The 26,970-nt window shown below is 70.7% G+C and carries 24 protein-coding genes; 12 read left to right on the top strand and 12 right to left on the bottom strand.

Annotated features, from left to right (window positions below):
* Positions 1–15 precede the first annotated feature (15 nt).
* Together AB0D34_RS24925 and AB0D34_RS24920 are read left to right on the top strand one after the other, a co-directional pair.
* Positions 16–282 (top strand): anhydro-N-acetylmuramic acid kinase, encoded by a 267-nt coding sequence (locus tag AB0D34_RS24925; protein ID WP_362665425.1) that lies wholly within the window; start codon positions 16–18, stop codon positions 280–282.
* A gap of 113 nt (positions 283–395) precedes the next feature.
* Positions 396–1,403 (top strand): DUF2510 domain-containing protein, encoded by a 1,008-nt coding sequence (locus AB0D34_RS24920; RefSeq protein WP_362664892.1) that lies wholly within the window; start codon positions 396–398, stop codon positions 1,401–1,403.
* Between the two features lie 147 nt (positions 1,404–1,550).
* Here AB0D34_RS24920 and AB0D34_RS24915 read toward each other — a convergent pair whose 3' ends face one another.
* Positions 1,551–2,168 (bottom strand): TetR/AcrR family transcriptional regulator, encoded by a 618-nt coding sequence (locus AB0D34_RS24915; RefSeq protein WP_362664890.1) that lies wholly within the window; start codon positions 2,166–2,168, stop codon positions 1,551–1,553.
* Between the two features lie 195 nt (positions 2,169–2,363).
* Between AB0D34_RS24915 and AB0D34_RS24910 the strand changes: the two genes are divergently transcribed.
* Positions 2,364–3,185 carry a phosphatase PAP2 family protein gene (locus AB0D34_RS24910; RefSeq protein ID WP_362664888.1) on the top strand — a complete coding sequence of 274 codons (822 nt, stop codon included), beginning with the start codon at positions 2,364–2,366 and terminating at the stop codon, positions 3,183–3,185.
* On the top strand, positions 3,182–4,099 hold the full coding sequence (locus tag AB0D34_RS24905) for a hypothetical protein (protein ID WP_362664886.1): 918 nt from the start codon (positions 3,182–3,184) through the stop codon (positions 4,097–4,099). Before AB0D34_RS24910 ends, AB0D34_RS24905 begins: the two co-directional genes overlap by 4 nt.
* A 15-nt stretch (positions 4,100–4,114) precedes the next feature.
* Here AB0D34_RS24905 and AB0D34_RS24900 read toward each other — a convergent pair whose 3' ends face one another.
* Entirely contained in the window at positions 4,115–4,948 is an 834-nt protein-coding gene (locus AB0D34_RS24900; protein ID WP_362664884.1) for a phospholipid scramblase-related protein, read from the bottom strand.
* A gap of 63 nt (positions 4,949–5,011) precedes the next feature.
* On the bottom strand, positions 5,012–7,066 hold the full coding sequence (locus tag AB0D34_RS24895; protein ID WP_362664883.1) for a phosphocholine-specific phospholipase C: 2,055 nt from the start codon (positions 7,064–7,066) through the stop codon (positions 5,012–5,014).
* 167 nt (positions 7,067–7,233) lie between these two features.
* Here AB0D34_RS24895 and AB0D34_RS24890 point away from each other — a divergent pair, with 167 nt between their 5' ends.
* On the top strand, positions 7,234–8,520 hold the full coding sequence (locus AB0D34_RS24890; RefSeq protein ID WP_362664881.1) for an MFS transporter: 1,287 nt from the start codon (positions 7,234–7,236) through the stop codon (positions 8,518–8,520).
* Here the strand turns inward: AB0D34_RS24890 and AB0D34_RS24885 are convergent.
* From AB0D34_RS24885 to AB0D34_RS24850, 8 genes are read right to left on the bottom strand one after another with little or no spacing between them, the layout of a single operon-like run.
* Positions 8,509–9,438 carry a sugar phosphate isomerase/epimerase gene (locus tag AB0D34_RS24885; protein WP_362664879.1) on the bottom strand — a complete coding sequence of 310 codons (930 nt, stop codon included), beginning with the start codon at positions 9,436–9,438 and terminating at the stop codon, positions 8,509–8,511. The genes AB0D34_RS24890 and AB0D34_RS24885 overlap by 12 nt on opposite strands.
* The gene (locus AB0D34_RS24880) at positions 9,435–10,046 is read right to left on the bottom strand and encodes a nucleoside deaminase (protein WP_362664877.1); all 612 of its coding nucleotides are present in this window, start codon (positions 10,044–10,046) and stop codon (positions 9,435–9,437) included. Before AB0D34_RS24880 ends, AB0D34_RS24885 begins: the two co-directional genes overlap by 4 nt.
* Before the next feature lie 22 nt (positions 10,047–10,068).
* Positions 10,069–11,577, bottom strand: coding sequence for a GMC oxidoreductase (locus tag AB0D34_RS24875; RefSeq protein WP_362664875.1), 1,509 nt, complete (start codon positions 11,575–11,577; stop codon positions 10,069–10,071).
* A 30-nt stretch (positions 11,578–11,607) separates the two neighbouring features.
* Entirely contained in the window at positions 11,608–12,753 is a 1,146-nt protein-coding gene (locus AB0D34_RS24870; protein ID WP_362664873.1) for an ROK family protein, read from the bottom strand.
* Positions 12,747–14,057, bottom strand: coding sequence for a carboxylesterase family protein (locus tag AB0D34_RS24865; protein ID WP_362664871.1), 1,311 nt, complete (start codon positions 14,055–14,057; stop codon positions 12,747–12,749). Before AB0D34_RS24865 ends, AB0D34_RS24870 begins: the two co-directional genes overlap by 7 nt.
* Complete coding sequence (locus AB0D34_RS24860; RefSeq protein WP_362664869.1) at positions 14,054–14,875, bottom strand: carbohydrate ABC transporter permease; 822 nt, start codon at positions 14,873–14,875, stop codon at positions 14,054–14,056. Before AB0D34_RS24860 ends, AB0D34_RS24865 begins: the two co-directional genes overlap by 4 nt.
* Positions 14,872–15,813, bottom strand: a complete 942-nt coding sequence (locus tag AB0D34_RS24855) for a sugar ABC transporter permease (protein ID WP_362664867.1) — start codon at positions 15,811–15,813, stop codon at positions 14,872–14,874. Before AB0D34_RS24855 ends, AB0D34_RS24860 begins: the two co-directional genes overlap by 4 nt.
* On the bottom strand, positions 15,813–17,111 hold the full coding sequence (locus tag AB0D34_RS24850; protein ID WP_362664865.1) for an extracellular solute-binding protein: 1,299 nt from the start codon (positions 17,109–17,111) through the stop codon (positions 15,813–15,815). Before AB0D34_RS24850 ends, AB0D34_RS24855 begins: the two co-directional genes overlap by 1 nt.
* A 591-nt stretch (positions 17,112–17,702) precedes the next feature.
* Between AB0D34_RS24850 and AB0D34_RS24845 the strand changes: the two genes are divergently transcribed.
* The 5 genes from AB0D34_RS24845 to AB0D34_RS24825 all read left to right on the top strand — a co-directional run bounded on the left by AB0D34_RS24845 (position 17,703) and on the right by AB0D34_RS24825 (position 23,231).
* Entirely contained in the window at positions 17,703–18,584 is an 882-nt protein-coding gene (locus AB0D34_RS24845) for a ThiF family adenylyltransferase (RefSeq protein WP_362664863.1), read from the top strand.
* Complete coding sequence (locus tag AB0D34_RS24840; protein WP_362664861.1) at positions 18,578–19,525, top strand: hypothetical protein; 948 nt, start codon at positions 18,578–18,580, stop codon at positions 19,523–19,525. The genes AB0D34_RS24845 and AB0D34_RS24840 overlap by 7 nt, the downstream gene beginning before the upstream one ends.
* Positions 19,526–19,647: 122 nt before the next feature.
* Positions 19,648–21,069 (top strand): MFS transporter, encoded by a 1,422-nt coding sequence (locus tag AB0D34_RS24835; protein ID WP_362664859.1) that lies wholly within the window; start codon positions 19,648–19,650, stop codon positions 21,067–21,069.
* 204 nt (positions 21,070–21,273) lie between these two features.
* Complete coding sequence (locus AB0D34_RS24830) at positions 21,274–21,984, top strand: winged helix-turn-helix domain-containing protein (RefSeq protein ID WP_362664857.1); 711 nt, start codon at positions 21,274–21,276, stop codon at positions 21,982–21,984.
* 653 nt (positions 21,985–22,637) lie between these two features.
* Positions 22,638–23,231 carry a CGNR zinc finger domain-containing protein gene (locus tag AB0D34_RS24825; protein WP_362664855.1) on the top strand — a complete coding sequence of 198 codons (594 nt, stop codon included), beginning with the start codon at positions 22,638–22,640 and terminating at the stop codon, positions 23,229–23,231.
* A gap of 36 nt (positions 23,232–23,267) precedes the next feature.
* Here the strand turns inward: AB0D34_RS24825 and AB0D34_RS24820 are convergent, their stop codons facing one another.
* Positions 23,268–24,116 carry an MBL fold metallo-hydrolase gene (locus AB0D34_RS24820; protein WP_362664853.1) on the bottom strand — a complete coding sequence of 283 codons (849 nt, stop codon included), beginning with the start codon at positions 24,114–24,116 and terminating at the stop codon, positions 23,268–23,270.
* Between the two features lie 220 nt (positions 24,117–24,336).
* On the opposite strand from AB0D34_RS24820, the gene AB0D34_RS24815 reads away from it, so the two are divergent.
* Together AB0D34_RS24815 and AB0D34_RS24810 are read left to right on the top strand one after the other, a co-directional pair.
* Positions 24,337–25,512 (top strand): alpha/beta hydrolase, encoded by a 1,176-nt coding sequence (locus AB0D34_RS24815; RefSeq protein ID WP_362664851.1) that lies wholly within the window; start codon positions 24,337–24,339, stop codon positions 25,510–25,512.
* A 2-nt stretch (positions 25,513–25,514) separates the two neighbouring features.
* The gene (locus tag AB0D34_RS24810; protein WP_362664849.1) at positions 25,515–26,432 is read left to right on the top strand and encodes an alpha/beta hydrolase; all 918 of its coding nucleotides are present in this window, start codon (positions 25,515–25,517) and stop codon (positions 26,430–26,432) included.
* Positions 26,433–26,970 lie beyond the last annotated feature (538 nt).

Genomic DNA, 26,970 nt, shown 5'->3' with positions numbered 1-26,970 from the left:
GACGCCAAGGGCGCCCTGTCCGCCGAGGACGTCGTGGCCGCCCTGACCTTCCTGACGGCCCGTACGGTCGCTGACGCGGTGCGGGCGGCCGATACCACGGAGGAGATCGCCTCCGGCGGCGGGACCCGCGACCCGGTGCTGATGGGGACGCTGGGCGAGCTGCTGCCGGGGATCGCGCCGCGCGCCTCCGACGCGCTCGGGTCGCCGTCCTGCCCGGGCGGGGGCGGGACATGGCTGCCGCCGCCGGCGCGGGAACGGCGCGTGCGGCTCGTACTGGTGTGATCTCCACAAGTCCTGCCGGATCGCCGTCGCGGACGGGCGTGTGTGTCGAAGTCGTCGTGATCGGCCGACGCCCCTCTCATCCCTCTTTCACCGAGGACTCATACGGTGGGGGCATGACGCAGGAGACTCCCCCCGGGTGGTACCCCGATCCCGGGCAGACAAGTGACGGTCCCGCCACCGAGCGCTGGTGGGACGGCAAGGTGTGGACGGAGCAGACCAGGCCCGTCGGATCGGCCGCCGCCTGGGGTCCCCCGGAACAGGTCGCGAGCCCCGGGCAGTTCCCGGCCTATCCGGCGTATCCCGCGCACCCGCCGACCGGATCACGACGCGGTCGTACGGGCATAGCCGTGGCCGTCGCGGTCGTGGTCCTCGCGAGCATAGGCGTGGGCGTGTACGCCCTGGCCGACAGCGGCAACGGAAACGGCGACACCAGCTCGCAGGGTCCCGGCGGCCAGAACGGTCAGGGCGGCACCGGCGGGCAGAACGGCCAGGGCGGCCCCTTCGGCGGCAACGGCGGTTCCGGAGGCTCGGGCGGTTCCGGTGGTTCCGGCGGCGCCTCGCCCTCCCCCGAGGGTTCCGAGGCGCCGAAGATCGAGAGCGGTTCGGTGACCGACTCCATCTCCGGGATCAGCCTGCCCATCCCGGACGGCTGGTACGGCCAGGAGATCTCCGCCGGCGCGTCCGTGACCTCGAACGACTCCTACGCCTGCCCCGGCGACACCTCCGCGAAGTGCACGAAGGGCGGCGCCTACTCGGCGCCCGCGCTGGCCCTCCGCACCTCCGGCAGCACGGCCGAGCAGGTCGCCAAGGCCGACATCTCGGCGAACGCGGAGCAGTCCTACGGCGGCAAGACCTACGGCTCGATCACCTCGCACGACGTGCTCGCCTCCAAGGCAGTGACCGTGGCCGGGCAGAAGGGCTACCTGGTCCGCTGGAAGGCGGTGACCAGCAAGGGCTCCGACGGCTATGTCGAGTCGCTCGCCTTCCCCTCCCCGGCGAACGCGCAGCAGATCGTCGTGGTGCGCTTCGGGGTGGATGTCGACGAGGGCCAGTCCGTGATCGACGACATCACGAAGGGGATCAAGGTGTCGACGGGCGGCGGCAGCGGCACGGACGTCTGACCCCGGCCCCGGACACCGGTCGGCCGGGTGGGGCGCCTCTCCGCTCTGGAGGAACCCCACCCGGCCGGGGGGTGCGCGCCGCCCCCGTCCCCACGGTGCGGCGCGATCAGGTCGCCGTCCAGTCATCCCATGGACGACGGCCCGGTCTCAGGTCAGGCCGAGGGCCGGCAGTACGGCGGCCTCCACGAAGCGGACCAGGTAGTCCGGGTCGGCGTACTCCCCGTCCACCACGCGGCGGGCGCGGACGACGCCGAACAACTGGACCGGGACGTACTCGAGGGCCGGGTGTCCGCTGGCGATCTCGCCCCGGTCGGCGCCACGCTGGAGAATGTGCCTCAGTGCGGCGATCTCCGGGTCGACCAGCGCCTCACGCAGGGCCTGCGCGAGTTCCGCGTCCTGGGTGACGGCATGGCCGAGCGCCTGGATCATCTTGGTTTCCTGCATCGACCACCGGCCCGCGGCACGAGCGACCTCGCGCAGGTCCTCGGCGAGCGATCCGGTGTCGATGCCGTCGAACTTCGACGAGCTGCACGAGCGCAGGGCGGCCACCACGAACTGGGGCTTGGTCTTCCACTGCCGGTAGAGGGTGGACTTGCTGCAGCGGGTGCTGGCGGCGACACCCTCCATGGTCACGGCTTCGTATCCGCATTCGCGGAGCTGCTCGAGCACGGCGTCGAAGAACTCCTGCTCACGCTCGGGCGTGATCTTGGAGCGGCGCGAGGCGGTGACCGTCTCCGGTCCGTCCGCGGCCTGCAGCGACGTCATCTGCCGTGCCTCCCATTCATTCCCGGATTCCAGTGTGTCCTATGTCTATCGATACGCCAGTGTACCGGTACCCGAACGTATCGGTACACTGCCGTATCGGTACGATCCCGTATCGATGAGTTTCGGGGACCGGGCGAGTCATAAGCCCGTCCAGTTCTCAGCACCTGCACCACCGTCAGCGAAAGGGCCGGGGGAATGAATGCCCGCACCGAGCCTTCAGAAGCGGAGCCGGGCGCGACAGCGCGGCCGCCGCTCGTCCGTGAGCTCCTGCTCGTCGTAGGACTCTTCCTCGTCTACAAGTTCGGCAGGCAGCTGGTCACCGGCCACACGGCCGAGGCCTACCGGAACGCCGACCGCCTCTGGGACTGGGAACGGGCCCTGCACCTGCCGGGCGAGGGCTCGGTGCAGTCGCTGCTGCTCCACGGCGACACCCTCGCGCACATCGCCAACACCTACTACGCGACCGTCCACTTCCCGGCCACGATCGCCTTCCTGGTGTGGCTCTACCTGAAGCGCCCCGCGCACTACGTCTGGGCCCGACGCGTCCTCGCGTCCCTGACCGGTGCCGCTCTGGTGGTGCACCTCGTCTTCCCGCTGGCCCCGCCGCGGATGCTCGCGGTGGCCGGTCTGGTCGACACCGCGAAGGTCTACGGCCCCTCCGTGTACGGACCGCCGCAGACCGACACCCTCTCCAACCAGTTCGCCGCGATGCCCTCGCTGCACTTCGGCTGGGCCCTGATGGTGGCGATCGGCCTGATCGTGGCGACCCGCTCCCGGTGGCGCTGGTTGTGGCTGCTGCACCCGCTCCTGACCCTGCTGGTGATCGTCGGGACCGCGAACCACTACTGGATGGACGCCGTCGTGGCGACGGCCCTGCTCGGCATCACGCTCGGGGTCGTCCACCTGCCGCACCGCACGGCGACCACCGCGGGCCGGGCACCGGAGAAGCTCGCACCGGCCGAGCCCTCCGAGCCCGCCGAGTCCAAGAAGAACGTCCTGGTCGGAGCGGGCCGATGAACGCCACCCTGCTCGCCCTCGCCCTGTCCCTGCTCTCCTCCGTCGCCTACGCGGCCGCCGCGGTCGCCCAGGAGCGCCTCGCCTCCCGCAACCCCGGCTCCGGTGTGCTGCGGATGCTGGGCTCGGGCGCCTGGTGGGGATCCGTCGGCCTCAACGCGGCGGCCGCACTGCTGCACGTCGTGGCCCTCAAGTACGGCCCCCTGACCGTGGTCCAGCCGCTCGGCGCGCTCACCCTCGTCGCCGCCGTGCCGCTGGGCGCGCGGATCGCGGGGCGCCGGGTCAGCGCGACGGAGTGGCGGGGCACGGTCTACACGCTGGCGGGCCTCGCGGCGATCCTCGTCGTGGCGTCGGGTTCGGCGCCCGGGCAGGTCCTGAGCACGTCGGAGGCGCTGACGGTGGCGGCGGTGACGGCGGCCCTCATCGGGCTGCTGGCGCGCCCCGGTGCCCGGCCCGGCCTGCGGCACGCGTCGGGGTCCGGCATCGCCTCCGGGGTGGCCTCCGCCCTCACCCAGACCGTCACGGTGGCCGCGACGGACCGTTCCGAGTCGCTCCTCAGCGTCCAGGTGATCGGCGTGGCACTGCTCGTCGCGGCCTTCGCGGCGGGCGGCCTGCTCCTGTCACAGACGGCGTACCGGCACGGCCTCGGCGCCCCGCTCGCGGTGGTGACCCTGGCCAACCCGGTGGCCGCCGCGGTGATCGGCCTCTCCCTGCTGGGCGAGGGCCTGCGGGGCGGCGCGGCGGGCGTACTGCTGGCACTGGCGGGAGCGGGCCTGGCGTCCTGGGGGGTGGTCCTGCTCAGCAGAGTTCCTTCCAAGGACCACCCGGTGGCAGCGGTCCTGGCACTGGAACCGTCACTGGCAGACGTGAAGGTGCCCCGGCCTGCTGAGCCAGGGCACCTGACAGCGCCCCTCTAGGGGCGCGGGGCGGTATCAGCCGAACCCGCGAGCGTCCTGCTTCAAAGCCGTGTCCACAGTCAACGCGGTAGCGACGACCAGGCTCAACAGTGGCTCGGGCAGCTGGTAGTGGATCTGCAGCACATAGTTGTCCGCGGTCGTGAACATCGTCTTGGCGAGCCCCTCCCACGTCTTCGTGATCCGGGCGACCTCGTTGTCCGTGTGGTCGACGATCGCGAAGTTCCAGGCCCGCCAGTTCTCCGCCTTGATCGCCCCGACCTGCTGGCCGTTCACGTTCATCGCGAAGTTGATCTTCCCGATCATGTTCTGCTGGACGATCTCACCGACCTGGGACCCGTCCGGCCGCTCCACGATCACCCGTGACTTGAAGACCTTGGCCGGCCGCGTCAGCAGCAGCACCGGCTGACCGTAGGCGTCCCGGATCTCCAGCTTGTGGGTCATGTACTGGTCGAGGCTGGAGACGACGCGCAGGACCTTCTTCAGCGCGCTCTGCCCGACCTGGGTGACGGAGCCGAGCTGGTTGCCGTTCTGATCCATGACCTTGTACTCGTTGGTCACCTCGATCAGCTTGGCCTTCTGGTTCACCACCAGCACCGGCTCGGTGAACAGGGTGCCGCCACCCGCACCGCCCGCGTTGACCCCGGCCTGCTGCTGCACCTGACGCTGCACGCGCGGGTCGGGCCCGGCCGCCTGCTGCGGCATCTGGGGAACCTGGGGTGCCTGAGCGGCCGCCTGCTGCTGGCTGTTGGTGTGCTGGGTCCACTGCGCCCCGTCCCAGTAACGGAGTGTCTGGGGCGCTCCGTGCGGATCGGGGTACCAGCCTGCAGGTGTGTTCGAATGCGTGGTCACCGGGGCACAGTACCCCGGGACCAGCGCGATCCGGCCACCTACCGGGTGGCTCCCCCAGCGGCTTTACCTGGTGATTACGGCCGGGTCGCTCACCCCGGGACGCCCGTTCTCGACATGTCCGGCGAACCGCCGCAGAAACGCCGCGTCGGTCTCGCAGGTGACCGTCAGGTCGTACCAGCGCCTGCCGGCCGCCAGGTCGAAGGTGTGCCGGACGGTGGTCCCGGCCCGCACCGTGAAGGTCCTCGGCCGGTCGCCGTAGCCGCTGACGACCTTCAGACGGACCGTGCCGGAGCCCTTGTTGGTGAAGGTCAGCTCGACGTCGTCGCCGCGGTGACGGGCGGTGACCTCGGGTCCCGCGGTCGTGTTCGCCCCCTTGAAGGCGCGCAGGAAGCCGCCCGGGCCGTGCACGGTCAGGTCGTACGACCCCTTCGAGTACGCCGAGTTCCAGGCGTCCGAGACGGTCTTGCCGGCCTCGGTGGTGTAACTCCAGGGCCCGTCGGTGCGGTTGCCGGAGGTCACCAGGAACGCGCCGCCCGCCTTGGCACCGGAGGCGAAGGTGAGCGTGAACTTCCCGTTCGCCGCGTCCACCGAACCGTCCACGTGCGGGGCGTACTTGAGCGGGCGGGTCAGGCGCAGCCCGCGCTCCTGCTTCGGCAGGGCGCCGACGGCGGGCGGGACCGGCACGTAGTCGGGGTGGCGCTCGCGGTCCGGCGGCTCGTAGCCGTCGGTGTCCGGGAGGGCGACCGGCTCGGTGTCCTTGCGGGAGAAGTCGAAGGCCGAGGTCAGGTCGCCGCACACGGCCCGCCGCCAGGGCGAGATGTTGGGCTCGTGGACGCCGAAGCGCCTCTCCAGGAAGCGGATGATGGAGGTGTGGTCGAGGGTCTCGGAGCAGACGTAACCGCCCTTGCTCCAGGGCGAGACGACGAGCATGGGGACGCGCTGGCCGAGGCCGTAGGGGCCTGCCGGGTGACTGCTGTCGCCCTTGAACAGGTCGAGGCCGGGGTCGACCGTGGACTTGCCCTGGGCGGCGGAACCCGCGGGGTAGGCCGGGACCATGTGGTCGAAGAAGCCGTCGTTCTCGTCGTACGTGATGAACACGGCCGTCTTCGCCCAGACCTCGGGGTCGGAGGTGAGCGCGTCGAGGACCTGGGCGATGTACCAGGCGCCGTAGTTCGCGGGCCAGTTGGGGTGCTCGGTGAAGGCCTCGGGGGCGACGATCCAGGAGACCTGCGGGAGCTTTCCGGCCTTGACGTCGGCCTTGAGCTGGTCGAAGTAGCCCTCGCCCTTGGTGTAGTCGGTGCCGGTGCGGGCCTTGTCGTACAGCGGGTCGCCGGGCCCCGCGTTCCTGTACTGGTTGAAGTAGAGCAGCGAGTTGTCGCCGTAGTTGCCCCGGTAGGCGTCCTGGATCCAGCCCCAGGAGCCGTTCGCGTCGAGGCCGTCGCCGATGTCCTGGTAGATCTTCCAGGAGACGCCGGCCTTCTCCAGGCGCTCGGGGTAGGTCGTCCAGCCGTAGCCGACCTCGTCGTTGCCGAGGACCGGGCCGCCGCCCTGGCCGTCGTTGCCCGTGTAGCCCGTCCACATGTAGTAGCGGTTCGGGTCGGTCGAGCCGATGAACGAGCAGTGGTAGGCGTCGCAGATGGTGAAGGAGTCGGCGAGGGCGTAGTGGAAGGGGATGTCCTCGCGGGTCAGGTACGCCATGGTCGTGGAGCCCTTGTTCGGGACCCATTTGTCGTACTTGCCCCCGTTGAAGGCGGCATGTCCGTCGTTCCAGCCGTGCGGCAGGTCCTGGATGAACTGCATGCCCAGGTCGTTCGCCTCGGGACGGAAGGGCAGGATGTCCTTGCCGTTCTTGTCCGCCTGGTGCCACACGGACTTGCCGTTCTCCAGCGTGACCGGACGCGGGTCGCCGAAGCCCCGGACGCCCCTGAGCGAGCCGAAGTAGTGGTCGAAGGACCGGTTCTCCTGCATCAGGACGACGACGTGCTCGACGTCCTCGATCGTCCCCGTGCGGTGGTGGGCCGGGAGTGCGGCGGCGCGCTGAATGCTGTTCGACAGGGCGGTGAAGGCCGTGGTGGCGCCCGCGACCTGGAGGAATCTGCGCCGGTTGACGTCGGTCATGCGTGAGGGACCTCTCATCCTGCGCATCGATGGCCGGAACGTGACGGAAGGTGCGCGCAGCGAGTTTTCCAAGGGCAACGAACGTCAGGGAAGGGTCCGGTGGCGCTGATGTGAAAGTCGCGGGTACGTGAGGTGTGGCGGAACTCGATCGGGGGATGGTCGCGGTCATGACAGAGACGACACCCACGGACGCACCGCCCACGAAACGGCCCGTACGCCAGCTGCTCGCCGCCTCCGTGGGCAATGCCGTGGAGTGGTACGACTGGTACGCCTACACGTTCCTGGCCACGTACATCGCCGCCGCCGTCTTTCCCAAGGGTGCGGACAACTCGCTGGTGCCGCTCCTTTCGACGTTCGCGGTGTTCGCGGTGGGGTTCTTCATGCGGCCCGTCGGCGGGCTGCTGATGGGCGCGATCGCGGACCGGCACGGGCGGCGGGCCGCGCTGACGGTCACGATTCTGCTGATGGGCGGCAGCAGTCTGCTGGTCGGGCTGACGCCCACGTACGCCGCTGTCGGCATCCTGTCTCCCGTCGTGCTGGTGCTCGCACGGCTGCTCCAAGGGCTGTCCGTGGGTGGCGAGTTCGCGGCCTCCACGACCTTCCTCGTGGAGTCGGCGGGGCCCGGCCGACGCGGGCTGTTCTCCAGCTTCCAGTACGTCTCGACGACCGCGGGGCAGCTCGTCGCGTCCGGGATCGCCACGGTCCTGGTGGACACCTTGAGCGAGGGGCGGATGGACGGCTGGGGATGGCGGGTGCCGTTCGTGCTCGGGGCCGTGCTGTCGCTGGTCGGGTTCTGGATCCGGCAGGGCGCGCAGGAGACGCGCAGCGAGGAGCAGCGGCGGGCGCCGCGTCCCGGGCTCCTTGAGGGGTTGCGGCGCCATCCGCGCGAGTCCCTGCTGATCTGCGGGATCACGATGGGCGGCACCATCGCGTACTACACGTGGACGTCGTATCTGCCCACCTACGCCGAGCTCAACGCCGGTGTCGACAAGTCGGACGCGCTGCTCGCGGGGACGATCTCGCTGGCCTTCTTCGGCCTGCTCCAGCCGCTCGGCGGGTTGTTGTCGGACCGGCTCGGGCGCCGGCCGTTGCTGCTCTTCTTCGGCGTGGGTTTCGCCCTGCTGAGCGTGCCGTTGCTGCACGCTCTGCGGGACTCGTTCGTGGTGCTCCTGCTGGTGCAGTGCGCGGGCATGGTGTTGCTGACCGGGTTCACGTCGATCAGTGCGGCGGTGAACGCGGAGCTGTTTCCGCCGAGGGTGCGGGCGGCCGGGATCGGGTTCCCCTACTCCCTGACGGTCGCGCTGTTCGGCGGGACGGCGCCGTATGTGGGCACGCTGTTCAAGGAGTTGGGGCACGCCGGGATCTTTCCCTGGTATGTGGCGGTGCTGTGTCTCGGGTCCTCGCTGGTGTATCTGCGGTTGCCGGAGACCGCTCATGGGGAACTACGCCGCTAGGGCTCGCCTCGCCACCGCCGTTCCCGCTCTCAACGCCGAGACCGGGTCCGCGGCCTCGTCCAGTTCGATCAGGACCGTGTCCGCGCCGGGTGTGCGGGACATCGCGTCGGCCCAGCCCTGCCAGTCGACCATGCCGGTGCCCAACTCGGCCATGTAGGGCTGCTGTTGGGCGTACACCGTGTCGTCGACGGTGAGATGGACGTCGATCGGGGCGACCGCGTCCTTCCAGTGCGCCAGGGCTATCCGGGGGGCGTGGCGGCGGGCCACCGAGACCGGGTCGCCGCCGCCCAGGGCGATGTGGCAGGAGTCCGGGCACAGCCAGACGTAGCGGGGGTCGGTGAGGGTCATGAAGAGGTCGATGTCCCGCTCGTACCAGAGCGTGCTGTTCGACTCCGTGTGGAAGGCCAGCTTCACGCCGTACCGGGACACCGCCTCGCCGACCGCGTGGGCGATGTCCGCCATGCGGGTCATATAGGCGGCGTCGACGAAGAAAGGCGGCCTCGTGCCGTACGTCGTGCGCATCGGCAGTCCCGTGACGAGGAGTTCGCCGCCCGCTTCCGCGAGGAAGGCCGCGCGGCGCTCCGCGTCGGCGACGATCTCGGGGAGGTTGTCGCCGCGGCGCCAGTCGGGGGCGTCGCTGTCGGCGATGAAGGCGCTGACCACCTCCAGGCCCCGGGCGGCCAGTTCGTGACGGAACGCCCCCGCGCCGCCGAAGGCCCGAAGAGCCGAGTCGACGTCTCCTGGTGCGAACGTCAGCTCTATGCCGGTGACTTCGGTCGCTGCCAGGGTGTCCATCACCCGCTCCCAGAAGCCCCGCGCGTCGAGCAGGGCTCGCTCGCGGACCTCCTCCGCGGACTCCACGGCCCAGAATCCCGGGTGGTAGAAGGTGATCACGTCCGTCGCGAAGCGGGGGTTCACTCCGCTCCTCCGCGCGCGTTGTAGACGACGACTCCGTCGGACTCGTCGACCGCCTTGCGGTAGCCCCGGAACACCGCCAGCGCCTCGTCCCTCAGGACGTCTCCGACGACCTCGATGCCACGCGCCTCGAACTGCTCGGCCCAGTCGGAGCGGACCGGGCCCTCGTCGAACGTGGTGATCTCCTCCAGTTCGGGGCCCTCCCCCGCGACCACCAGACCGCGTACCCCGGACCACAGGGTGGCACCGTAACACTGCACGCAAGGACGCCAGTTGACGACCAGTTCGTGTGCAGGGAGGCCGTCGCCGCCGAGGTCCCAGCTGCCGGTCGCGGTCTGGGCCAGGCCGAGTGCGACGACCTCGGCGTGGGCGCTGGAAATGCCGGTCGACAGGACGACGTTCACGCCGACGGACACGATCCGGCCTGACTCGCGCTCGGCGACGAGCGCCGCGAACGGACCGCCGTTGCCCTCACGCCAGTTGCGGTCGGCGAGACGGTGCACGAGACGCATCCGGTCCTCGCGGGTGGGGAGCACCGCGGCCACGTCGGCGAGTTCGTCGTCGATCCACGCGGGCAGGGCCACACGGTATTCCTTGGCGATCTCGATCACTGTTCGGTTCCTCTCGGGTGGTTCAGATGCGCGCGGTGACGGCACGGGCGGTCCGTACCGCGGTGACCGCGCCGGTCAGGGTGACGTTGGCGGCCATCGCCGTGGGAACGACTCCGTTGCCCGCCAGGTACAGGTTGTCGAAGCCCCACACCCTCCCGTCCGGGTCGCACACGCTGGTGCCGTCGTCGGTGACGCCTGCCCTGACCGTGCCGGTGAGATGCAGCGACGAGCCGGGCGGCAGCACGGTCGACTCGGTCACGGGGTCGAAGGGGCCGAACTCCTCGGCGACGGACCGGACTTCGTCCAGCGCTCGGCGGATCAGTGCGCGGTCGGCGTCCGAGTAGTCGAACTCGACGCGGATACGGGGCATCCCGGCGAGGTCTGTCTCGGTCGCCGAGAACACCAGCCGGTTCTCCGGGCGGGACTCGACGGGGACGTAGAGCGACAGCCCCACGGAGTGCGCGAGCGGGCGGCCGTCCTCGTCGACGTAGGTGCGGTCCATGATCTGGCCGTGGAAGGGCTGCGCGGGTCCGTTGCACGGCAGCCAGAGCGAGTCCGTGCTGAACTCGCCGGGGCGCGGAAGGGGCAGGGCGTCGAGGTCGAGGCCGAACCGGTCGAGGTCGAGCAGGACCCGGGCGGTGACGAAGGCGTGCTCGTTGAGCCGGCGGCCGAGCGCCTCGGGGCGGATGCCCGAGGCGAACAGGAGTTGCGGGGTTCGCAGGGCGTCGGCGCACACCACCACGGTGTCGGCGCGGAGTTCGGACTCGGTGCCGTCGGCGACGCGGCGCAGCCGGGCGCCGGTGACCCGGCCGGCGTCCCGGACGAGGGCGGTCACGAGCGTGCCGGTGAGCAGGGTGAAGGACGGATCGCCGCCCGCCGCGAGCGCGGGAAAAATCGAACCGGGTGCCGTGCGGGGCATGGGGCCCGACGGTGTGGGGGTGACGGCCATGGGCATGGGCTGCGGCAGCCGGTCGGCGGGGCCGATACCGCCGTAGCGTCGGCGCAGGACGTCGAGGACGAGTTCGCCGACCTTGGTCGGGCCGATCGGGGCCGGGGTGACGGCGAGCAGTCTGCGCGCGGTGTCGAGATCGACCGCCCAGGCGTCGGGGTCGCCGAAGTCGAAGACCTCCTCCCGGGCGGGCCAGGGGGTGGCGGCGGTCCAGTGGACGCCCATGCCGCCCGCGTTCCAGGCCAGCGCGGCCTGGGGCATGGCCTCGGCGTCCTGGCCGAAGGCGAGCGCGTGGAACATGCCGGGGGTGAGACCGGTGAGGCTGTCCGCGACCTCGCGGACCACCTCGGCGCCGGTGTACATGCCCTGGATGCCGGTGGCGACCTTCTCGTTGTAGCGGGACCACAGGTCGGGGTCGTCGAGGTCGTGCAGGTGCAGGCCGGGCGTGCCGCCGATCGGGGCGCCGCCGTCGGCCATGGTGATGTGCAGCGCGGGGTCGCTCTCGCGCAGGAGGCGGGCCACGAGGGCTCCCATGATGCCGCTGCCCACGACGAGGACGTCGGTGCGGGGGATGTGGGTCAAGTGGAGCTCCGTGTACCTGGGTTGTGGGGGTCAGTCGACCGGGACGAGCGGGCCGAACAGCTCGATGTCCATGCGGTCCAGGGCGAGTTTCACCGCGCCGACGAGGGGGGCGTCGTGGCCGAGCGCGGTCGCGCGCAGTTCGACCGCGGGGGTACGGGCGTCCCGGAGCGCGGTCCGTACCCGGGGCAACAGCATGTCGGCCGCGTCCTCCAGGCCGCCGCCGAGGACGATCAGCGAGGGGGCGACCGTCCAGGACAGGGTGGTGAGGATCGACGCGATGTTCTCCACCAACTCGTCGACCTCGGCCAGAGCGGCCGCGTCCCCGGCCCGGGCCGCCTCGAACCGGGCGAGCGCCAGGGCGCGTTGGGCGGGCAGCGGTGAGGTGAGTCCGGCGACCGGGCGGTCCTCGACCGAGTCGACCGACAGCGACGGCGCCTCGACGATCTCGCCCGCGGCCCCGTCGAGGCCGCGGTGCACGGCTCCTCGGATGAGGATGCCGAGGCCGGCCCGGTTCCCCAGCACCGCCCATACGACGTTGTCGTGGTCACCGGCCACGCCTCGCCAACTCTCCGCCAGCGCACCGAGGTTGGTGTCGTTGTCCGCGAACCACGGCACCGGTATCCGCCGGCCGAGTTCGTCGGGCAGGTGCACGCCCTCCCAGCGCGTGGTGTGCACCAGGCGCCGTACGACCCCTTCGTCGTCGATGGCACCGCCGGCCGCGATCGCGCCGGCCCGGAGCCGGTCCACCGAGCCGCCGGCGTCGTCGAGGGCCTCAAGGACCAGGTCGGCTGCGTCGTCGAGCGTGGTGGGCGGGTCCTTGTAGGCCCGCAGCGGTCGGTGGGCCCGGCCCAGGACGCGGCCGCGTACGTCGGCGACGACCGCGGAGGCGTCCACGGTGGTGATGCGTACGGCGGCCAACAGGGCGCGTTCGGCGCGCAGTTCGTAGCGCCGGGCCGGGCGTCCGGCCGAGCCGCTGATCGGCACCCGGTCCAGTTCCGCGACCCAGCCCGCCTCGACGAGCGATTCCAGGATCAGCTCGATGGTGCGACGGGACAGGCCGGTCTGCCCGGCGAGTTCGGTGAGTTTGCGCGGTCCGGCCGACACCGCCAACACCCGCAGGATCACCGAGGTGTTGACCCGGCGTACGGCGCTCTGGTTCATCCCCGCCGTCAGCATGCCGTCGCTCCCGTCACCGGGTCGTAGACGCCCCGGGTGTCGGCGGCGAGCGGTCGGCCGTACTCACGGGCCGGATCGCCGAGCCGCCCGATCGCCCGCTCCCAGGCCGGTGCCTCCCCGTGGACGAAGGCGACCAGGTCCGCGTGCATCCGGGTGGCCAGGTCCGCGGGCGGGTTCGGGCCGAGCGCCTCGGGGACGCCCGGTGCGTCGAGAAGGTCGAAGAAGAAGGGGAGGTCGACGCAGTGGACGGCGCCGCCGAGGGTCGGGGAGGGCCATTCGAAGGAGTACAGCCAGGTACCGGCGGGGGCGTTGCGCCGGGCGGCCGCGACACGGGGGCAGGCGGAGCGGAACAGGGTGTCCGTGATCCGGGTGCCGCCGGCTCGCTTCTCCGGCTCGCCTTCGCCGTCGAACTCGTCGCCCGTCGTGCCGAGTAGCAGTGGCACGTCCTGCGCGTGCGCGGCCAGCCCCTCGGCGAGCGGCACCGGCAGGATGTCGTCGCCGATCACCGGGCCGAGTACGAGTGCGTCGTCGTCGCTCCTCAGGTCGAGCACACCTTGCTGGACCGACTCCGGGTCGCAGACGGCGAATCCGACCCGTGTGGGCGGCACGCCCAGTCGCTCGCCGAGCCGTGCGAGGAAGCCGCGCACCGCGGACGTGTCCACCTCGAAGAGACCGCCGGACAGACTGACCGCCCGCTGGAACCGCCCCCGCCCCACCGGCGACGACAGCAGCGCGAGCACCGCAGCTCCCCCGGCCGACTGTCCGGCGACGGTGACGCGGTCCGGGTCGCCTCCGAACGCGGCGATGTTCTCCCGCACCCAGTCGAGGGCCAGCAACACATCCCGCAGCCCGAGATTCGTGGGGACGTCGTCCAGTACGGCGAATCCGTCGACGCCGAGCCGGTGGCCGACGGTGACGGTGACCACGCCGTCGCGCGCGAAGGCTCGGCCGTCGTACCAGGGGCTGGCCGGGCTCCCGGCGAGGAACCCGCCGCCGTGGATCCACACGAGCACCGGGCAGCCGTCCGCCTCGGGGGCCGTGACGGAGAGGTTCAGCACGTCGTCGCCGGGTACCGACGGCTCCGGGATCGTGGTCGTGGCGAACAGCGGGACGCGCTGCGCGGTGGCGCCGGGGCGGGTGGCGTCGTACGGCTGTGTGAAGCGCCCGCGTGGGACCGGCGCCGCGAACCTCCGTGGGCCGGTGGGTGCTTCGGCGTACGGGATGCCCAAGAACCGTTGTACGCCCTGGTGTTGACGCCCGACGACTGTGCCCGCCGGGGTCCGGACCGTGACCGTCGTACTCATCGCAGCCCCGTCCCCGCGATGCCCTGCACGAAGTACCGCTGCAGGAAGAGGAAGAGCACGAGCACCGGCAGCATCACGACGATCGCTCCGGCGAGCAGCAGGCCGTAGTCGGTGACGTGGGCGGCGGCCTGGCTGGTGGCGGCGAGGCCGACCGGGAGGGTGTAGGTGGACATGCTCTGGGCGACGACCAGCGGCCAGATGAAGTTGTTCCAGGAGTTGAGGAACGACATGATCGTGATGGTGGCGACGGCGGGTCCGGCCAGCGGCAGGAAGACCCTGAAGAAGATCCGGAACTCGCCCGCGCCGTCGATGCGGGCCGCTTCGAGGAGTTCGTCGGGGACCGACAGGGCGTACTGGCGCATGATGAACACCGACAGCGGAAGTGCCGCACTGGGCAGGGCGATTCCGGCGAGGGTGTCCGCGAGGCCGAGGTCGACGGTGATCACGAACTGGGTGACGAACACCGCGGTGAACGGCACCATCATCGCCGCCATGACCGCACCGAAGGCGAACTTCCGGCCCGCGAAGTCGAGTTTGGCGAGGGCGTATCCGGCCGCCGAGGCCGCCACGATGTTCCCGGCCACCACGATCAGCGCGACGACGACGCTGTTGACCATGAACCGCCCGAAGCCCTGGGTCTCGAACAGCCGCGTGAAATTGCCGAAGGTGAGGTGGTGCGGGAGCAGGGCGCCGGGGTCGGAGCGGATCTCGTCGAGGCTGCGCAGCGAGCCACTCACGCCCCAGGCGAAGGGCAGCGTCGTGAGCAGGGCGCACAGCAGCAGGGCGGCGTACAGCAGGGGGCGGGAGACTCGGCTCATGTGCGGGACCTCAGCAGCCGGAACTGGACGACGCTCACCAGGGTCACCAGCGCGAGCGTCACGAAGGAAGCCGCCGAGGACATCCCGAACTCGCCCGCCCCGAACTGCCGGTAGGTGTACAGGGCGACCGACTCGGTGGAGCCGAGCGGGCCGCCGCCGGTGAGGAGGTAGGGCTCGTCGAAGACCTGGAGGTAGAAGACGGTCAGAAGGACGGAGACCATCAGCGTGGTGGGCAGCAGCAACGGCAGTGTGATGTGCCGGAGTTGGCGCCAGCGGCCGGCCCCGTCGAGGGCGGCGGCCTCGTACACGTCCTGCGGGACAGCCTGGAGTCCGGCGAGGAACAGCACCATCGCGATGCCGAAGTTGCGCCAGACGCCGAGCAGGATGACGACCGGCATGGCCAGGTTCGGGTCGTCCAGCCAGTTCGGTCCGGCGAAACCGACCGCGCCGAGCAGCTTGTTGACGGTGCCGTCGATGTGGAAGGCGTACTGCCAGATCAGTGCGACGGCCACGACGTTGGTGACGACGGGTGCGAAGAAGACGGTCCGCAGGACCCCGCGCAGCCGACGGACGCCGGAGTTCAGCGCGAGGGCGAGCGTGAAGCCGACGCCCGTGGTCAGCGGTACGCCGACGGCCACGAAGAGGGCGGTGTTCAGGATGTCCCGTACGAAGGTGTCGTCCTGGAACAGCCGGAGGTAGTTGTCGACGCCGGTGAAGTCGACGGCGAACGGGGTGCGCAGGTCGGCGCCGCGGATGTCGGTGAGGCTCAGGGCGAGCGCGGAGACGGTGGGGATGGCCGTGTAGACCAGGAAGACGAGGGCGAAGGGGGTGAGGAAGAGCCAGGCGACGGCCGTACGCCGGGCCCGGGACCTCCTGGGCGAGGCCGCTTTCGGGGCCGCCGCGGTCTCCCGCGGCGGCCTGACGAGAGTCGTGGCCATCACTTCGTACCGGTGCCGACGCTCTCGGCGTACGCCTGGATGTTCGCGGCCGCCTTCGCCGCGGTCTGCTTGCCCTTGGCGACGGCCTCCATCTCCTTGCCCAGCCGGGTCGCGACCTGCTGCCAGGTGCTGACCTGCGGGAACGCACGGGTGTTCGTCAGCTGGGTGAAGAAGGCGTCCAGGAGCGGCTGGCCCTTGATGGCCGGGTCGTCCCAGGCGGAGATGACGGCGGGCAGCGAGCTGTACGCCTTGTACTGCGCGACCTGGGTGCTCGGTTTGGCCAGATACCGCACGAGCTTCCAGGCGGCGTCCGTGTTGCCGCTGCCGGCGAGGACGCCCCAGGTGCCGCCCGCGGAGAAGGAGACGCTGCTAGATGCTCCGGCGGGCAGCGGGGCGGTGGCGACATGGGAGGCCGTCCAGCCGGTCTTCTTGGCGGCGGTGTCGAGCTGGCCGATCACCCAGGGTCCGGTGATCATGCTCGCCGTCTTGCCGGAGACGAAGTAAGGCTGTGCGTCGAGGAAGGTCGGCCCGGCGGTGTCGGCGGTCCCGGCGGTGAAGAAGGCCGCGTTGTACTTGAGGGCGTCGACCATCTGGGGCGTGTTCAGGTTCCACTTGCCGTCGTCGCCGACGAGCGAGCCGCCGGCCTGCCAGGCGTACATGGCGACGTCCTGGCCGTTGAAGATGTCCCACCCGATGTCGGCGCCGAGTCCGCGGGCCGCGCCGGCGCCCTGGAGCGCCTTGAGGAAGGGCTCCATGTCGGACCAGGCGGCCGGTGCCTCGACGCCCGCCTTCTTGGCCAGATCCGATCGGTAGACGAGCGCGTATGTGTACGCGTACCAGGGGACGGTGTACGCCACGTCGTCCACCACCCCGGCGGCCCACAGGCTCTTGAAGAAGCTGTCCGGATCGACCAGTCCGTCCGGCACCGGCTGCAGGGTCGACGAGTCGAGGAACTGTGCCTGCGACTCGGGGAAGAACTGGGCGACGTCCGGTCCCTTGCCCGCAGCGATGGCCGCCTGGAGCTTGGTGTAGTACTCGGCGTTCGGGATCAGCGTGGTCTTGACGACCAGGTCGGGGTTGGCGGCCTTGAACGGCTTGACGACCGTGCCGAGCACGTCGGCGTCGCCCTGGGCGGCCCAGACGTTCACGGTGCCGGTGGCGGGGGACGCGTCGACCTTCTTGACACCGGAAGCGGCGGCCGCGTCGTCCTGGCGCCCGCAGCCGGCCAGGGGCAGGGCGGCGCCGAGTGCCAGCGCGGCGGTCAGCCGCAGGGCGGTGCGGCGGGAGGGATCGGGCACGGGGGACTCCTGTCACACGAGGTGCCTCACGGGGGGTGGGCGGGGGCGGTGGCTTGGTGTGGGGGCCGTGCCGCTGACGCTATGAACCGCGTGTTTCGGCCAGGTGGCGGTCCTCGCCCTGAATAATTTCGGAACTTGTAGCGAAATCGGGCCGGGCCCGTTTCGTCACGGTGAGCCGAGCGCGGAGATCCTTGACCGGTCCGGTGCTCCGAGGCAGCGGCCGTCGGGCGCGGGCAGGTGTCACAGGGGCCGGGGCGGTGGCGATGAGGTGGCCGGCGAGCGGCGGCCGGCCGGCGGCGAGTGGCCCGAACGTGCGCAGGTCGGAGGCCGGGCGAGAACCCCTTCTTCGTCTCCGTACGCGGCGACGACGCAAGATCGGCGCCCTGGAGCAGAAGGTGCCGGAAGGCTCGACGGTGGTGCGCCCCTGGAGGCCGCGCCGTGGGCCCCGCTGTACGGCTGGCTCACCACCACACACCCATGACACTTCGGGCCGTGCCGAAGCCGCTGACTCCTAGCGTGGAAAACGTGCACGGGGCACGCACCTTGCCGTGAGGTGCCGCCCCGACGTCCACAACGAACCAGGAGGATGTCATGGCGGACCGTCAGCGTCTGGTCGCCGAACGGACCGACGAGAACTACTACTGGGAACGGGTCAAACGGAACCTCGGCTGGCTCGGCGACACCGAGGAGGAGCAGCGTGAGCGTCAACTCAGGCTGCGCGACGCGACGATCGGGGTGGCCGGCGTGGGCGGTATCGGAGGTGCCACCGCCGAACGGCTCGTCCGCATGGGCGTACGGAACCTGAAGGTGGCGGACCCGGACACCTTCGAAGTGTCCAACATCAACCGGCAGTTCGGCGCGACCATCGGCAACGTCGGCCGCAACAAGGCCGAGGCGGTCGCCGAACTCGTCTACGACACCACGCGCGACGTGAACATCGACGTCTTCCCCGAGGGCATTCACGAGAAGACCGTCGACGAGTTCTTCGAGGGCTGCGACTACGTGCTCGACAAGATCGAGCTGTACGAGATCGACGCCCGCTACACCCTCCACCAGGCGTTCCGGCGCTCCGAACAGTGCCGGTTCATGATGCTGACGCCGGTCTTCGGCCACCGTACGTTCTTCTTCAAGTGGACGAAGGACTCGATGACGGCCGAGGAGTACTTCGGCGTACCGCAGAACGAGCCGATGAACGAGAAGAACGCGCGTCAACTCATCAGCCGTTTCATACCGGAGATGCCCGACTACCCGAGTCGGGAGATGCTCGACGAGTGGTTCGTCCACAAGCAGGAATGCCCGATCTTCGCCGGCACCCCGCCGCTCGCCCAGGGCATGCTCGCCTCCCGGCTCGGCCAGGCGATCACCGGCCTCGACCAACTGCCGGGGACCGTCCCGCTGCCGGTCACCCCGGGGTACTCCATGATCGACACCCAGAAGTGGACCATGAAGACGGTGGAGGGCGAGTGGTGGTGAAGACGCTGACCTCGCCCCCGCGGCACGCGGCCAGTCTGGCCGAGTGGACGGAGGCCGACTACGAGACCCTCTTCGACCGTGCGACCTGGCTGGAGTCACAACCCCGGGACGTCGTCTCGCGGATGGCGCCCGGGCTCCTCGTGGGCACCGCGTTCTACCAGAACAGCACCCGCACCCGGCTCAGTTTCGAGGCCGCAGCGCACCGGATCGGCGGCGCCGCCATCGGCTTCGCCGACGTCACGACCACCCGCGCCGGGGACTTCTACCGGGAGTCGTTGGACGACACCGTACGAGTGCTCGGCTCCTACGTCGACGTACTGGTCCTGCGGCACACCGACGACTCGGCGGCCGAACAGGCTCTCCAGGTCAGTCCGGTGCCGGTGATCAGCGCAGGCACCGGCGACCGGGAGCACCCCACCCAGGTGATGCTCGATCTGTGGACCATCCAGCGGGAGTTGGGGACACTCCGTGGCGTGACCTTCGGCTACCTCGGTGATCCGGGCTGCCGGGTGGCCCGCTCACTGGTGTACGCGCTGAGCGCCCTAGGCGCCGCGGGGCTGGTGTTCCTCACCCCCGACGGGGCGACGCTGCCCCAGGACGTGGCGGAGCTCATCGACGAGAGCGGGCTGTCCCGCCGTCACGTGGAGACCAGCGAGGAGCTGCTGCGACTCGCCGACGCGGTGTGCGCGATCCCGTTCGAGCTGTCCGACTTCCATCAGGGCGCGGTACGCGACCACGGCCGCGGTACGGCACTCGACGAACGGTTCGTCCTCAGTTCCCGGCTGCTGCGCACCGTGGGGGCGGACGTACCGGTCACGCACACGGGACCCCGCGGCCCCGAACTCCCTCCGGAGACAGACGAGTTGTCGAACACGCACTACTTCGACGGAGTCGGACGAGGGGTGACGCTGCGCGCCGCCCTGCTGTCCGGAATGGCCTGACGCGATCACCACGCGGCCCGGGACGCGGCACCCTCCGCGTCCCGGGCCGCAGTGCCTGCCCGCCCCGGCGCGCGGGCACGCTTCGCTGCGCACCGAAACACATCGGAGTAACGATGGAGACCATGAAGACAACGTCCTCCGCACCTGACCAGGGACATCTGAGCCGCTCCCGGGCGACCGAGGGCGTGCGGCGCACCATGGTGCTGCTCGTGATGTGCGTCGGCATGTTCCTCGTGCAACTCGACGTGACCGTCGTCAACGTGGCTCTGCCGAGCATCGGCCACGACCTGGGCGGCGGGCTGTCCGGGCTCCAGTGGGTGGTCGACGCCTACAGCGTGACGCTCGCCGCGTTCCTGCTGGCCGGCGGCGCCCTCGGGGACCGCTGGGGACACCGGCGGGTGGTCGTCGCCGGGCTCGGGCTGTTCGGGCTGGCCTCCATGCTCTGCGCCCTGTCCCCCGCCGCCGGCGCTCTGATCGGCGCTCGCGCGCTCCAGGGCGTCGGCGCGGCACTGCTGCTGCCCGGCACCCTCGCCGTCGTCCAGCGCACCTTCCCGGAACGCGCGGAACAGGCCCGCGCGCTGGGCATCTGGGCCGGGGTGTCGGCTCTCGCGCTGCCGGCCGGGCCGTTGCTCGGCGGGTTCCTGGTGACCGCCGCCGGCTGGCGGTCGGTCTTCTGGCTGAACGTCCCGCTGGTGGCGGTGGCCGCCCTGGTCACCCTGCGGCTCGTGCCGGGCGGTGACGGCAGGCCGGAGCACCGGATGGACCTGCCCGGGGCCGCGCTCGCCGCCGCGGCTCTCGGCGGCATCGTGTACTGCGCGGTCGCGGCGGGCGGCGACGTCTCCACCACGGCCGTCGTGGTGGCGGCAACGCTCTCGGTCGCCCTGCTGGCGGGATTCGTCTGGCGGGAACGGGTCGCGACGGCCCCGATGGTGCCGCTGGAGCTGTTCCGCCGCCGCGCGTTCTCCGGCGCCAACGCCGTGGCCGCGGCGATGAACTTCACCGGTATCGGCACGGTGTTCGTGGTGACCCTGTACCTCCAGGGGGTCCAGGGACACGGCGCCTTCCAGGCCGGTCTCATGATGCTGCCGCTGTTCGTGCCGCTCGCGGCCGGCGCGCCCCTCACCGGGCGCCTGGTGGCCCGCTTCGGGCCGCGTCCGCCGATGCTCGCGGGACTGCTGCTCGGCGTGGCGGGCGCACTCTGCCTGCTTGCGGTGTCCCCCGACAGCGGCTACCTGGCCCTGGTTCCGGTTCTCGTGGGCCTGGGCGCCGGAATGGGACTGCTCACCGCGGCGGTCGTGGCGGCGGCGCTGCGTGCCGGTCCCGACGACCGGCCGGGTCTGTCCTCCGGGGTCAACAACACCGCCCGGCAGGCCGCCGGGGCCCTGGGGATCGCGGTGCTCGGCTCACTCGTCGGCGACCCGGCCGCGCACGGAAGCTTCCTCACCGGTCTCCACCGGGTGGGGCTGCTCTGCGCACTGCTGTGGGCGGCGGCCGCGCTGCTGACGGTGCTGACCGTCCCCCGCCAGGACGCTGCGGCAAGCTGATTCGGAGGGTATCGAGGGAGCAAAGGGCCGCAAACGCCGCCCCAAGTCCTCCTCAAGAATCGGAAACCGCTTCCAGCTTCTGCGTGGCCCCACCACACGGTGGTAACCGGTCTCAGACCGAGTAACACCTTGAAGTACGAGCGGTTTCCGGGCGGTTACCTGTCCCGTTCAGCCGCTCACGGCAGAGACCGAGGAGTGGAGCGCGTGCGTGATTTCGCCGGCGACGCCAACTTCGTGGATCCGGCCGCCCTGATGGCTGATCCGACGAGAGCCCGGATCCTGCTGTCCCTCCTGGACCGGCGGTCCTTGGCGATGTCGGAGCTGGCGGCCGAGGCCGGGGTCGCCCAGTCCACGACGAGCGCCCATCTCGCCCGGCTCGTCGACGGGGACCTGCTCACCGTCCGCAGTGAAGGACGCCATCGCTACTACAGCCTCGCCTCCGCCGACGTGGCCACCGCGCTGGAGTGCCTGGCCCGGCTGTCGCCGCCGTTCCGGCCGAACTCGCTGCGTTCCCACCGCCGTTCCTGTTCCTTGAAGGCCGCCCGCACGTGCTACGACCACGCGGCGGGCGACCTGGGCGTCACGGTCATGGAGGGGTTACTCGACCGAGGCGCGATCACCCGGACGGGCAGAGGCCCCACGGCGTACCGGGTCACCCTGACCGGTCACGAGATGCTCGGCGCCCTGGAGATCCACGACATCGAAGGATCGTCGGCCGCGGTCCGCCACTGCGTGGACTGGACGAGCGACAAGCACCACCTCGCGGGCCGGGTCGGGGCGGCCATCCTGTCCGCGTTCCTGGCCGAGGGCTGGGTGACCCGGAAGCCCGACAGCCGGATCCTGGTGGTCGGACACGAGGGCAGGCAGGGCATCGCCCGCTGGTTGGGCATGGCACCGGAACACCTGTCCTGCTGATGAGCACGGGACAGGGCACGTGCCGGTCCCTGTGCCCACCGCTGCGGACACCGGCTCGAGCCCGACCGTGAGCACCGGTGGTCGGCCCGCCCGGCCGGGAGCGAGGCACCGCGGCAGCTCTGCGCCCACTGGAAGTCCCGAGAGCAGGGTAGGAACGAGAGAGCCGTACGCAGGGACCGCAGCTCGCCGCTCTGCGCCTCTCGCGCACGACAGCGAGACCTCGGCCCCACGGCGATGCAGCCGGCCACGACTGCGATGCCGCCACCCCGGCGGGCGAGTACGTGGGCCGCACGACCGATGACGCACCCTCCGGACGCGCGAAGCGCGGCGAAGGCTTCGCTCAGCGTCGTTGGCACGGCTGCGGGGCGGCGAACGCCGTGCGGGCGGCGATGCCGGCGAGAGGTTCGCCGTCGACCCGGACGATCTCCCGGTCGAAGGTGCCGTCCGTCCAGGCTCGGGCGGCCAGGCGATACGGCTGCGCGCCACGAACGCGTCCTGCTCCTCATGTGAGATCCAGGCAGGCACAGTTCTGGCTCACCGCGCGGTGCCGCACACTCTCCGGCGCGTCCAACGAACGGCATCGCCGTTAGGGTCTTTCCGGCGGTGATCCCGTTCTCCTCGCCAATGAGGACTGGAGCTAATAAGCTATGCCTATGTCTGAACTCGCGAGCGAACGCTACACCGACCGCATCGCCACCGGACCGCTCGTCCTCGTCCAGGACGTCCTGAACACCCGCGCCGCCGGCAAGCCCGCGCTCGAGGATCTGCTCTCGACGCCGGATTCCGCGACGTCGTGGCTCTCCGGCGCGCTGGAGGAATGGAGCCGGCGTACCGGGGCGGCGGCGCCGGCGATCGAGGTCGACGAACCGGGGCTGGTGCGGCTACAGCAGCTACGCGCATCGCTGCAGATGACGGTGTCGGGGGCGGTGCGCGACGCTCCGGTCCGATCCGCGTCGAAGGGAGTGAGCGGCGCGCTCGAGGTGCGGATCGACGCCGATGGCGTCTTCTCGGTGGCGCCGCGCGGCAAGGACGCCGGGTGGGTCGTCGCGGCCGTGCTCAACGAGATCACGAACGCCCAACTGACCGGTACCTGGCGTCGTCTGAAAATGTGCCGCAACCGGGTCTGCTCGGTTGCGTTCTACGACGGCACCAACCCCAACAACGGCGTCTGGCATGACGTGCGCATCTGCGGTAACGCCGTGAACCTGCGGGCCTCGCGGCAGCGCCGGGCGGCCGCGCGCGCGTAACGCACCGCGGGCCGCCCGACCGACGCGGCCGCCTGCTCAGCCCTTCGCTGCCCGGCAGGAGCCCCACAGCGCACCGGGATTGATGCGCGACGGGTGACGCTCCAGCATGTACTCGTAGAGTTCGAGGGTGCTGCCGCTGCTGCGCACCCCGCTGTTGAAATCAAGGATGTACCGGCGGGTCTCCTCGATGTGACGGGGATCGTCATCGGCAGTCGGGTCCTTGTGCCCCGCGACGATCGCGGTCGGCGCCAACGCCTCGGCCGTGTCGAGAGCCCTCAACCACTCGGCCCGCCCGTCCGCGTCCGATGCCGCGAGCATGAGGTGCACGTTGTTGTAGATCACGTCGCCCGCGACGACCAGCCCCAGATCGGGAACGTGCAGGCAGGTGGTGTTGTCGCTGTCGGTGTGTCCCAGGCGGACCGGGCGGACCTCCGCCCCGCCCACGGTCAGGACCTCGTCCTCCAGCGGTTCGGCGAGTACGAGTCGCTCAGGGATCTGCTCGGGGAACCAGGCGCGCCAGACCGCCTTGAGGACCTCGGGCGAGGACTGGTAGGCCATGTCCTCGACGACCTCGGGCAGCGCGACGGCCCGTGCACCGGGGTACTGCTGCAGAACGGCTCCGAGACCGAACCAGTGGTCGCCGTGGCCGTGCGTGACGTACACGCTCGTCACCGGGGCGTCACGCTCGCCGAGCCACCGCAGCAGGCCCTCCGACTGGGCGATCGTGAAGAGCGGATCCACCAGCAGCGCCTCTTGCTCGTTCGAGATGAGGATGCTCGACGTCGGCGACCATGCACGCTCGGTCTGATCGGGCGGGACGTCGGCGTTGGTGGTCGGCATGCCGTCCGCGATGTGCACGGCGTAGGTCAAGGCGTTCGACGTCATTGGTGGACTCCTCGGATTTTCGGGCGGTCGCTTCCACTCCGGCCGGAACGTGGAGGGAGCCGGAAGGCCCGGTCCTCGTTCCGTCGCTCACGGAGCGATGACATTGACGCAAGCATAGACCCTATGCTTACGTCATAGAGCTCGCGTCGGCCAGGAATCTCGAGAGCCACTGGCTCCGATTCGTCGCCGCAAGAGAGCGATCCGTCAAAGGAGACACGAGATGAACAGCCCAGCGACGCAGGCGCCGACCGCGGTGCTCGTCCACGGATACCTGGACGACGGCGCCATCTGGAACAGCGTCCGCACCGTCCTCGACGAGCGGTCGATCCCCTCGATCGCGTTCGAACTCGCCGGCATGGGTGCGCGCGCCTCAGATCAGGGGCCGTTCACGCTCGTCCGCTGGGCCGACGACCTCGAGACCGTCGTGCGCAAGACGGAGGGCCCTGTCGTGCTCGTCGGCCACAGCATGGGAAGCCAGATCGCCGAGCTCGTCGCCGCCCGCCTGGCCGACCAGGTGCGCTCGCTCGTCCTGGTCAATCCGATCCCGCTCGCGGGCACTCACCTGCCCCCGGAGCAGATCGCCCCCTTCCAGGCACCGGATCTCGGACTCGACGCGCAGCGTGCCTTCCGCGGCGCTCTCGCCACCGCGTTCCCGGCCGAGGAGAATGACCGGCTCGCCCAAGTGACGCTGCACGTCGACCCGTCGACGATCTCCGACACGGCGACGGCATGGAACAACGGCCACCCGGACGGACAGCAGCCCAGCAAGTTCCACGGAAGCGTCACCGTCCTGCGCGGCGAGAACGACCCCTTCGTCACGGAAGGGGTCGTCTCCGCGTATGTCACGCCCCGCTTCCCCGGCGCCGCCTCGCAGACGATCGCCGGCGTGGGTCACTGGGCGCACGTCGAGAACCCGGCAGCCGTCGCCGCCGTCATCACGGCGGTCGTCGAGGGAACCGCGTCGGACTCCGCCGACGGCCGCCCGGCCAAGGCCTGGACGAGTGCGTTCGAGCAGCGCACCCAGGACTCCTTCGCGGCCGCCCTCTCGCCGAACGTGCGGATGGAGGCCAGCGCGCTCGCCAAGCCCCTGGAGCGCAAGGAGCAGGTCGAGGCCCTCATGGCCGGGGTGAGCTCCGTGTACGAACGGCTCGAGTTCGTCCGGAAGGTGCAGGACGGGCCGCGCACGTATCTGGAGTGGGAGGCCACCGCGTTCGGCGGCTTCGAGATGAAGGGGATCACGATCCTCACGCGTGATGACGAAGGGCTCATCACGGAGATCGCCATCCACCACCGCCCCCTCGGCGCCGTGGTGCAGATCAACGCGAAGGTCGGGGCAGCCCTGACCGCGGCCGGCCTCATCCCCGCCGAGTACTTCAACTTCACGGAAGGCGAATGATCATGACAGAACGCATCGACGTAGAGTTCACGGCGGACGGGGGCGTGACTCTGCGCGGCTGGCTCTACCTGCCGGACGCAGAGGGTGAACGCCCCGCGATCACGATGGCGCACGGATTCGGCGCCAACCGGGAGATGGGCCTCGACCCGTACGCGCGCAAGTTCGCCGACGCCGGGTTCGTGGTGCTCGTCCACGATCACCGCACGTTCGGCGCGAGCGACGGCGAGCCCCGCAACGACGTCGACCCGTGGCGTCAGATCGCGGACTGGCGCCGTGCGATCAGCTTCCTGGAGGCCCGGCCGGAGGTCGACGCGGACCGCATCGGGGTGTGGGGCTCGAGCTTCTCGGGCGGTCATGCGATCGTGCTCGGGGCGACCGACGTCCGGATCAAGAGCGTGGTGTCGCAGGTGCCCACCATCAGCGGATTCGAGCAGTGGCAGCGCAAGGTCCCGCCGGAGCGCATCGCCGCCTTCGAGCTCGCCCAGGCCGACCACGAACGCGCCCTGGCCGCCGGCGGCGAACTGCAGTACCAGACCTCCATCGGCGACGATCCGGCCGACCCCGCCCTGTACAACAGCCCGGACGCCGTGCGCTTCTACCACGACCTGGTTCCCCCGGGCCGCGAGAACAACACGGTGACGCTGCGCTCCAGCCGGGCCGCGCGGCTGTACGAGCCGGGCGTATGGATCGCCCGGGTCTCGCCCAAGCCGCTCATGATGATCGTCGAGACGGGTGAGACGGTGGTCCCGGCCGACATCCAGCTGGCCGCCTTCGAGCGGGCGTTGGCCCCGAAGGAGCTGGTGCTGCTGCCCGGCGGGCACTTCGACGCCTACAAGGTGCACTTCGAGGAATCCAGCGGCGCGGCGCTGTCGTGGTTCCGAACTCACCTCGACCCGGTCCCGGCCTCAACCGGCTCGTGAGTCGGAGGCGGTTCCGGCCACTCCTGGAACCGCCGCCTCTCCCTGGCGGAGCGCTTCCGGAACGTGGCTGCCACGGTCACGCGCCACCTGGCACGGTCGGCCCCATTCCATGGGCCTCGTCGAGGGCCGTACCGACCCGCTCAGCGCCGCCGTGTGTGTACCGGCGCGGACATGCAGAAGACCCGTCGCAGGCGGCGGCTGCAGCGCTTGGGGCGGTGCAGGTTGGAGTGCTCGCGCCGGCATCTGAGGCGCGCCCGCGGCGATCGCGGTCGGCGAGTGTCCGCTGGACAGCCGGTTGGCGAGCGGAGAGTGCCTCGGAGACGGCCTGCTTCTCCAGGCTCTGACGCATCGCCGACACTCCACGGCTGAACCGGCACGACCCGTCGTGCGCGAACGACCTGTGCACCGACCGCCACGCCACCGACGATGGCGTCCCGCCAAGTGCAACGCCGTTGCCTTAGCAGTTCGGGCTGGGTGTCAAGTACCTGGTCATGGGGCGGGACCTCGAGTAGTTCCTGTGGTGTCGAGCCCAGGAACG

This window comes from Streptomyces sp. NPDC048420 (assembly GCF_040651535.1).
GTDB lineage: Bacteria > Actinomycetota > Actinomycetes > Streptomycetales > Streptomycetaceae > Streptomyces.
The sequence above is the reverse complement of the archived record's forward strand: the minus strand, read 5'-3'. Positions and strand labels throughout refer to the sequence as shown.

Bases quoted from the DNA above. Each gene is read 5' to 3' on its own strand.
- AB0D34_RS24920 (WP_362664892.1), top strand. From the start codon at position 396: ATGACGCAGGAGACTCCCCCCGGGTGGTACCCCGATCCCGGGCAGACA.
- AB0D34_RS24915 (WP_362664890.1), bottom strand. From the start codon at position 2,168: ATGACGTCGCTGCAGGCCGCGGACGGACCGGAGACGGTCACCGCCTCG.
- AB0D34_RS24910 (WP_362664888.1), top strand. From the start codon at position 2,364: ATGAATGCCCGCACCGAGCCTTCAGAAGCGGAGCCGGGCGCGACAGCG.
- AB0D34_RS24905 (WP_362664886.1), top strand. From the start codon at position 3,182: ATGAACGCCACCCTGCTCGCCCTCGCCCTGTCCCTGCTCTCCTCCGTC.
- AB0D34_RS24895 (WP_362664883.1), bottom strand. From the start codon at position 7,066: ATGACCGACGTCAACCGGCGCAGATTCCTCCAGGTCGCGGGCGCCACC.
- AB0D34_RS24890 (WP_362664881.1), top strand. From the start codon at position 7,234: ATGACAGAGACGACACCCACGGACGCACCGCCCACGAAACGGCCCGTA.
- AB0D34_RS24870 (WP_362664873.1), bottom strand. From the start codon at position 12,753: ATGCTGACGGCGGGGATGAACCAGAGCGCCGTACGCCGGGTCAACACC.
- AB0D34_RS24865 (WP_362664871.1), bottom strand. From the start codon at position 14,057: ATGAGTACGACGGTCACGGTCCGGACCCCGGCGGGCACAGTCGTCGGG.
- AB0D34_RS24860 (WP_362664869.1), bottom strand. From the start codon at position 14,875: ATGAGCCGAGTCTCCCGCCCCCTGCTGTACGCCGCCCTGCTGCTGTGC.
- AB0D34_RS24855 (WP_362664867.1), bottom strand. From the start codon at position 15,813: ATGGCCACGACTCTCGTCAGGCCGCCGCGGGAGACCGCGGCGGCCCCG.
- AB0D34_RS24845 (WP_362664863.1), top strand. From the start codon at position 17,703: ATGGCGGACCGTCAGCGTCTGGTCGCCGAACGGACCGACGAGAACTAC.
- AB0D34_RS24835 (WP_362664859.1), top strand. From the start codon at position 19,648: ATGAAGACAACGTCCTCCGCACCTGACCAGGGACATCTGAGCCGCTCC.
- AB0D34_RS24825 (WP_362664855.1), top strand. From the start codon at position 22,638: ATGTCTGAACTCGCGAGCGAACGCTACACCGACCGCATCGCCACCGGA.
- AB0D34_RS24820 (WP_362664853.1), bottom strand. From the start codon at position 24,116: ATGACGTCGAACGCCTTGACCTACGCCGTGCACATCGCGGACGGCATG.
- AB0D34_RS24815 (WP_362664851.1), top strand. From the start codon at position 24,337: ATGAACAGCCCAGCGACGCAGGCGCCGACCGCGGTGCTCGTCCACGGA.
- AB0D34_RS24810 (WP_362664849.1), top strand. From the start codon at position 25,515: ATGACAGAACGCATCGACGTAGAGTTCACGGCGGACGGGGGCGTGACT.